The 6,089-nt window shown below is 69.6% G+C and carries 9 protein-coding genes; all 9 read right to left on the reverse strand.

Annotated elements, in window-relative coordinates:
- Nucleotides 1-244: 244 nt before the first annotated feature.
- Complete coding sequence (locus VM054_01045) at nt 245-673, reverse strand: hypothetical protein (GenBank protein HUT97643.1); 429 nt, start codon at nt 671-673, stop codon at nt 245-247.
- Nucleotides 660-1,043, reverse strand: a complete 384-nt coding sequence (locus VM054_01050) for a hypothetical protein (GenBank protein ID HUT97644.1) — start codon at nt 1,041-1,043, stop codon at nt 660-662. Before VM054_01050 ends, VM054_01045 begins: the two co-directional genes overlap by 14 nt.
- Entirely contained in the window at nt 1,036-1,611 is a 576-nt protein-coding gene (locus VM054_01055) for a CvpA family protein (GenBank protein HUT97645.1), read from the reverse strand. Before VM054_01055 ends, VM054_01050 begins: the two co-directional genes overlap by 8 nt.
- Before the next feature lie 9 nt (nt 1,612-1,620).
- Nucleotides 1,621-2,520 carry a bifunctional enoyl-CoA hydratase/phosphate acetyltransferase gene (locus tag VM054_01060; GenBank protein ID HUT97646.1) on the reverse strand — a complete coding sequence of 300 codons (900 nt, stop codon included), beginning with the start codon at nt 2,518-2,520 and terminating at the stop codon, nt 1,621-1,623.
- 18 nt (nt 2,521-2,538) lie between these two features.
- Nucleotides 2,539-3,405, reverse strand: a complete 867-nt coding sequence (locus tag VM054_01065) for a tetratricopeptide repeat protein (GenBank protein ID HUT97647.1) — start codon at nt 3,403-3,405, stop codon at nt 2,539-2,541.
- A complete protein-coding gene (locus tag VM054_01070) occupies nt 3,402-4,403 on the reverse strand; it encodes a WYL domain-containing transcriptional regulator (protein ID HUT97648.1) in 1,002 nt (333 codons plus the stop codon). The genes VM054_01065 and VM054_01070 overlap by 4 nt, the downstream gene beginning before the upstream one ends.
- 12 nt (nt 4,404-4,415) lie before the next feature.
- On the reverse strand, nt 4,416-5,201 hold the full coding sequence (gene deoC, locus VM054_01075) for a deoxyribose-phosphate aldolase (protein HUT97649.1): 786 nt from the start codon (nt 5,199-5,201) through the stop codon (nt 4,416-4,418).
- Nucleotides 5,167-5,508 carry a DUF1844 domain-containing protein gene (locus VM054_01080; GenBank protein ID HUT97650.1) on the reverse strand — a complete coding sequence of 114 codons (342 nt, stop codon included), beginning with the start codon at nt 5,506-5,508 and terminating at the stop codon, nt 5,167-5,169. The genes deoC and VM054_01080 overlap by 35 nt, the downstream gene beginning before the upstream one ends.
- 231 nt (nt 5,509-5,739) lie before the next feature.
- Nucleotides 5,740-6,089, reverse strand: a 350-nt coding sequence (locus tag VM054_01085; protein ID HUT97651.1) for a DnaJ C-terminal domain-containing protein, incomplete at its 5' end; no start/stop codon positions are given.

Below are 6,089 nucleotides of genomic sequence, written 5' to 3' on the forward strand. Positions count from 1 at the left end.
CGGGCGGGTGTGGACACCCGCCCCTACGGTCATCGCACGCCAACGGCCATAGAACGTTATGTGTAGGGTGGCCCCTCTGCGGGCCGCCGTGTTACGGGGCGAATGCGTGGATAAATCGGCGGGGATAGGTATATGCGCCCGAAGGGAAATCCCCGCCCTACATTTGGGTACGCGACGGAGGAATAACCTGACGTGTGGGCCTGCACACCCTCCCCTGCGGCGCGGGACTCACCCCCCACGCCGGTCACATCCCCCGAAGCTCCTCCAGGTGCCGGTGGAAGCGCCCGTAGTGGCCCAGGGCCAGCTCCAGGTCGCGCCGGTGCCGGGACTCACTGAAGCGCCCCAGGCCGCGGATGGTCGCCCGCAGCTCGTCCTTGGCGAAACCGGCGAAGTTCAGGAAGCTCTGAACCCCGTCCACCTCCTCCAGCCAGGGCCGCACGTCGAAGGATTTCCCGCCCTCGACCACCCCCTCCGAGGCCTCGATGACCCGGACGCCTATCCCCTCCAGGGCGTCGGCGGTGGCCCGCGGGTCCTCGAAGTCCCCCGAGACCCAGGCGACCCCCAGGGCCGCGACGGCGACGGCGAGCACCGCGGTCGCCCAGTGCGCCGCCCGGCGGGGTACGCTCAGCCCGAAGACCGCGTAGGTCGGTCCCTTTCTTTTACTTCGCCTCATCCTCCGACATCACCTCGACCAAAATCCGGTCCATCACCTCTTCGAAGTGGTGGTAGTAATCCATGCCGGTCACGTAGTCGTTGGGCAGCTTGCCCACGGCGTAGGAACCGAAGGCGGTGACCGCGTCGCGCAGCGCCGCCTTGGCCTGCCGGGCCAGCTCGTGGGTGGCGGGGACGTCCTCCACCTGGACGAGCCAGGCCGTGGTCTCGAAGCCCTCCGCCTCGATTTTGTCCGCCGCGGCCAGCAGCTCCTCGGCCAGGGGGAAGAGCGCCTCCAGGGAATCGGCGAGGGGAACTTCGGCCTCCTCCCCGGCGCACCCGGCAATAAATACGAGTCCGACCAGCGCGGCCGGAACGAGCCATCTACCCATCCTCATCTCCCTCCAAGAGTTCCCATTCGCCGTCGTGGACGCCCAGGGTCTCTTCGAGGCCGGGCCGCCACCAGGCGTCGTCCTCCACCGCCGGGGCCAGCGCCTCGACGAGGTAGGCCAGGGGCTTGGCGAAGGCGGACACCGGTCGTGAAATCGGCCCCTCGGAGAGCTCCCGGCGCGTCTCGGGCCCCGAGGGCAGGCGGTGGACGAAGAGCACCACGGCGGCGCAGATGAGCACGCCCTTGAACAGACCCAGCACCGCGCCCCCGAGGTGGTTCAGCCAGCCGGCGATGGTGGCGTCTATGAGCGTCGTCAGGAACTTTTCCACGAAGTGCAGCCCGACCAGCACCGCGATGAAGACGCAGATGAAGGCGATGGGCCCGCTCAAGTCGAAGCCGGCCACGTCCACGGCGAAGAGCCGCCCCAGTGGCGTGTAGAGTACGGCGGCGAGCATGTAGGCCAGGATGATGCTCACCAGGCCCAGGGCCTCGCTCACCAGGCCCACGAGCAGCCCCCGCAGGAGCATCCCGGCCATGATTATCCCGAAGAGCCAATCGGCCCAGCCCACTTGAACCTCCTACCCCGCCGCGGCGGTGCACAGTGCGATGGAATTGAGCTTCGTCTCGGTGGTGTCGGCCCGGGACAACAGGACGACGGGCGCCGTCGCCCCCGCGACCATCCCCCCCACCTTGGCCCCGCCGAGGTAAATCAAGCCCTTGGCGAAGATGTTGCCCACGTGGATGTCGGGAACCAGCAAGATATCGGCCTTCCCGGCAACGGGACTTTCCACGCCCTTGATCCGCGCCGCCTCGGCGTTCACGGCCAGGTCCAGCGCCAGGGGGCCGTCCACCTCGCAGGCGCCGAACTGCCCCCGCTCACCCATCTGGGCCAGCGCCGCGGCGTCCAGCGTCTCCGGCATGTCCGGGTTGACCTCCTCCACGGCGGCCAGCACCGCCACGTTGGGCCGCTCGTACCCCAGGCGGTGCAGGGCGTTCACCGCGTTGGCAAGAATCTCGGCCTTGGTCGGCTGGTCCGGCCGGATGTTCAACCCGCCGTCGGTGACCCAGATGAGCCGGTCGTGACCGGGCACCTCCAGGCAGGCGATGTGCGACAGGAGCTCGCCGGAGCGGAGCCCCTTCTGTTTGTCGAGGACGGCCCTGAGGGTGACGCCGGTTGGTACGCTGCCCTTCATGAGCATCCCGGCCTCGCCCGAGCGGACGGCTTCCACGGCGGCGGCGGCCGTCTCCGCGTCGCCGGTCACGTCGCGCACCTCGAAGGGGGAGAGGTCCACCTCCGCTTTGCGGGCCGCGGCTTCGATCTCCCCCGCGGGGCCGAAGAGGAGGGCGTCCACCAGCCCGGCTCCGTGCGCCTGTGACACCGCCTGGAGCGTGTGGGGGTGCGCCGCTCCGGCCACGGCCAGCCGGCGGCGGGCCGCCCCCTTCACCCGGTCGTGGATTTCCGCGAAACTTTTGAGCATCGAGGGCCTCCGCAGTGGTTAAGGTTCCTCGCCCAACTGGCGCAGCTTGGTGCGCGGGCCGGCGTAGTCCGGGTTCAACTCCAGCGCCTTCCGGTAGGCCTCCACCGCCTCGGCGGTGCGACCCAGGGCCGCGAGGGCGTCGCCCATGAAGTTCCAGGCCGGGGCGAAATCCGGATTCATCTCCACCGCCCGCCGGTACTCGATCAGGGCCCCGGCGTAGTCGCCGGTCTGGTATCGGCAGTCGCCCAGGTAAACCCGGGCCTCGACGAAGGCGGGGTCGAGCTCGAGGGCGCGCTCGTAGGACCGCGACGCCTCCGCGTAATCCCCCCGGGCGAAGGAACGGTCCCCGGCCAGAAGCTCCTCCACCGCCTCGGGGTCCCCCGAGGAGAAGGTGCCCGAGGAGTTGGACAGGAGGGCCAGCGCCCCTTGGGCCACCTCGCGGGCCACGGGCTGGAGGGGGTCCATCTCGAGGGCGGTGTGGGCCGCCGAAAGCGCCGCCTCGACCCGCCCGAGCTTGAGCTCGACGGCGGCGATCCAGGCCCAGGGCTCGGCCGCCGCCGGGTTCACCTCCACCGCCCGCTTCATCGCCTCCCGCGCCCGGTCCAGGTCGCCCGTGGCGAAGGCCAGGCGCCCCACCGCGAGCTGGTAGGCGTAACTGCCGCTGCGCAGCCGCTCGGGGTAGGAGTCGGTGAGGTGGGCCAGGCGCGAGGAAACCTCCGCGGCGCTCCCACCGCCCTCCAGGGCGTAGATGAGCTCCCAGCACCCGCGGTCCAGCTCGGCGGTCAGGGCCCGGTCGCTCTTGACCAGCGGCGGCACCTCGCGGATTTCCAGGGCGCCGTGAGCCGCGGTGATGACGATCAGAAGGATGGGCAGGAATCGCGTCATGGCTCGGGTTCGTTGTCCTCCAGCAGGCTCCGGGCGTTGCCGGCGACCAGGCGGCGCAGCTCTTCGGGGGCCTCGACGCGGACCTCCCCCGGAAAACCGGCCAGCCACCGGGCCAGCTCGGCGAGGTTCGCGCTTCGTAGGGTCAGCCGCAGGGAGCCGTCGGGCTGGAAGGCCATCCGCTGGCTGGGGTGCCACTCGCGCTCGGCCACCAGGTGGGCCGCCCGGCCGCGGAACAGGAGCTGCACCCGGTACCCCGGCGAGTCCATCCGGAAGCCGAAGGCGTCGGCCAGGGCGTCGGCGAAGCTGAAATCGGCCGGCACCGAGTAGTGTTCGGACAGCTCGCGGAACCCCTTCAGCCGCGCCAGGGGTACCGCCGTCCGCTCGTCGGAGTCCGTATCCCGCCCCAGGATGTACCAGGCGCCGTCCAGGTTGCAGATGCGGAAAATCTCGAAGGAGAAGCGTCGCCAGTTCTCGCCGGCGCCGGGGACGAAGAGGTCGGCCTGGATTCTCCTTCTGGAGCGCAGGGCCGCCCCGGCGGCCTCGACGATGCGCGGGTCCACCCGCCAGACGCGGCGCGCGGCATAATCGAACGCGCCCACCTCGCTCTCGATGACCGCGAGCTCCCGCGAGTCCACCAGGTCCTTCAGGCGCTCGGCGAGACCGGCGAAGGCGGCGCCCCGGGGCTGACCGGGGGACTGGGCGGCCAGCTTCCCCGCCAAAAGGACCCCGGCCACCTCGGCGCGGCGCAGGAAGTTGGCCGGCAGCACGTACACCGCATCGGTGTACCGGTAACCGCCCCCGTAGTCGTCGCGGCGGGCGAAGGCCAGCGGCGCGTTGAGCTGGTCGCGCAGGTAGGCCAGGTCCCGGTAGATGGTCCGCTCGGTCACCTCGAAGCGCTCGGCGAGGCCCTCGGTGGTCGGATCGCTCCCGGAGCGCACCAGCCGATCAATTTCCAACAGACGCCGCAGGGCGGTCTTGTTCAGGGGTCTGGGCGGCATGGGTCGGTTCCGTTAAACGTCGAGTCCATTCTGTTCCCGTTCCTGCAGGCTGTCGAACTCGGCCATGATGTCGGGGGCCGTCCGCGCGCCGATGCGGTTCGCCCCGGCCTCGAAAAAGCGCGCCGCGTCGTCCAGGGTCCGGATGCCCCCCGCGGCCTTGACGTCCAGCTCCGAGCCGATGACCTCCCGGATCAGCCGCACGTCGGCGAGCTTCGTGGGTCCGTGGAAACCGGTGGAGGTCTTCACGTAGTCCACGCCGGCCTCGAGGCAGAGCTCCGCCGCCCGGGCCTTCTGGTTATTGGTCAAAAGCGGCGTCTCGATGATTATTTTTAAGACCCGCGATCCGGCCACCGCCTTGAGGCGTCGCAGCTCCTCGAGGACCCGCCCGCTCCGCCCGGCGCGCAGGAGCCCCAGGCTCATCACGGCGTCCAGCTCGTCGGCCCCCTGGGCGATGAGCCTCCCGGCCTCGGCCTCCTTCTCGGACACGGACCGGGTGCCGAGGGGGAAGTCCACCACCCCGCAGAGGTCGAGCGCGGAGCCGCGGTCGTCAATCCGGGCGCGCGCCTCGGCCATGTGGCGCGGCAGGACGCACACCGCCTTGATCCCCGCCAGAGCGCACCGGTCCAGGTAACAGGCGAGCTCGACCGAGGTGACGGCGGGGTCCAGGGCGGCGCCGTCCAGGGCCCAGGCCAGGGCTTTTCGGCCGATGCGGCCGATGAACCCCCAACCCGGCCTCTCTGTCTCGCGGACCTCAGGCGCGGCGCTAACTCTTCCCGTCGGCGGACTGCTCGTCTTCATCGGCGGCCGGTTCCTCGGCGGCGGATTCCTTCGGCTTCCCGTCCTTCTCCACCTCGCCCACGTAGTTCAGGTGGAGCTCGGTGAGCATGTTCTTCAACAGCTTGTCCTCGCCCTCGGTGAGGTTGCCCCGGGTCTTGTGGGCGATGGTATCCAAGAGGTCAATGGAGGCGCGGGCGGCAGCCAGGTCGCGCTCCACCTCGCCCGTCTCCGGGTGGGCCAGCTTGCCCATCTGAATCAACGCCGACTGGAAGAGGCTGTACACCAGCCCGAGGAAGTTGGCGTCGTGTCTGTCCGAGTCCTGGGTCATGCGGTCCTCCCGCGGATGGAGGCAAATGGTTCGACGAGGGGAGTCCTGAGCGAGTATCGGCGTTACGCCGGCGCTGTCACGGTTTTTGCTTCGTACAACTCGTCCCGTGCGGTTTTGCGGAATTCGCAATCTCTTGATTCTTCCGGCGTCGTCCCCCGGCAAAAACGCGTGCCAGCGCCTCCCCTATCTGTCTTCGCTAATTTTTCGAGTTATTCAGAGAGCCCAAGGGGTTCAGAGGTTCTTTTTATCATCGAGTGTATCCTGGAGCTCACGCAGCAGCCTCTTCTGCTCCCGGCTGAGCCGTTTGGGCACGGCGACGGCGACGGTTACCAGGAGGTCGCCCCGTCGCCCGCGCCCGACCTGGGGGAATCCGGCCTTGCGTATGGTGAAGACCGAGCCGGCTTGAGTCCCCGCCGGAACGTCCAGCTTCTCCGGCTCCTCGAGGGTCGGCACCTCCGCCTTCGCCCCCAGGGCGAGCTGGGGGTAGGTGAGCTCCAGGTTCACGAGCAGGTCCCGGCCGTTGCGCCGGAAGACGGGGTGGGGCTCGAGCCGGCAGACGATGTAGAGGTCGCCCCGGAAAC

Source organism: bacterium (genome assembly GCA_035528375.1).
In the GTDB taxonomy this organism is placed as follows: domain Bacteria; phylum RBG-13-66-14; class RBG-13-66-14; order RBG-13-66-14; family RBG-13-66-14; genus RBG-13-66-14.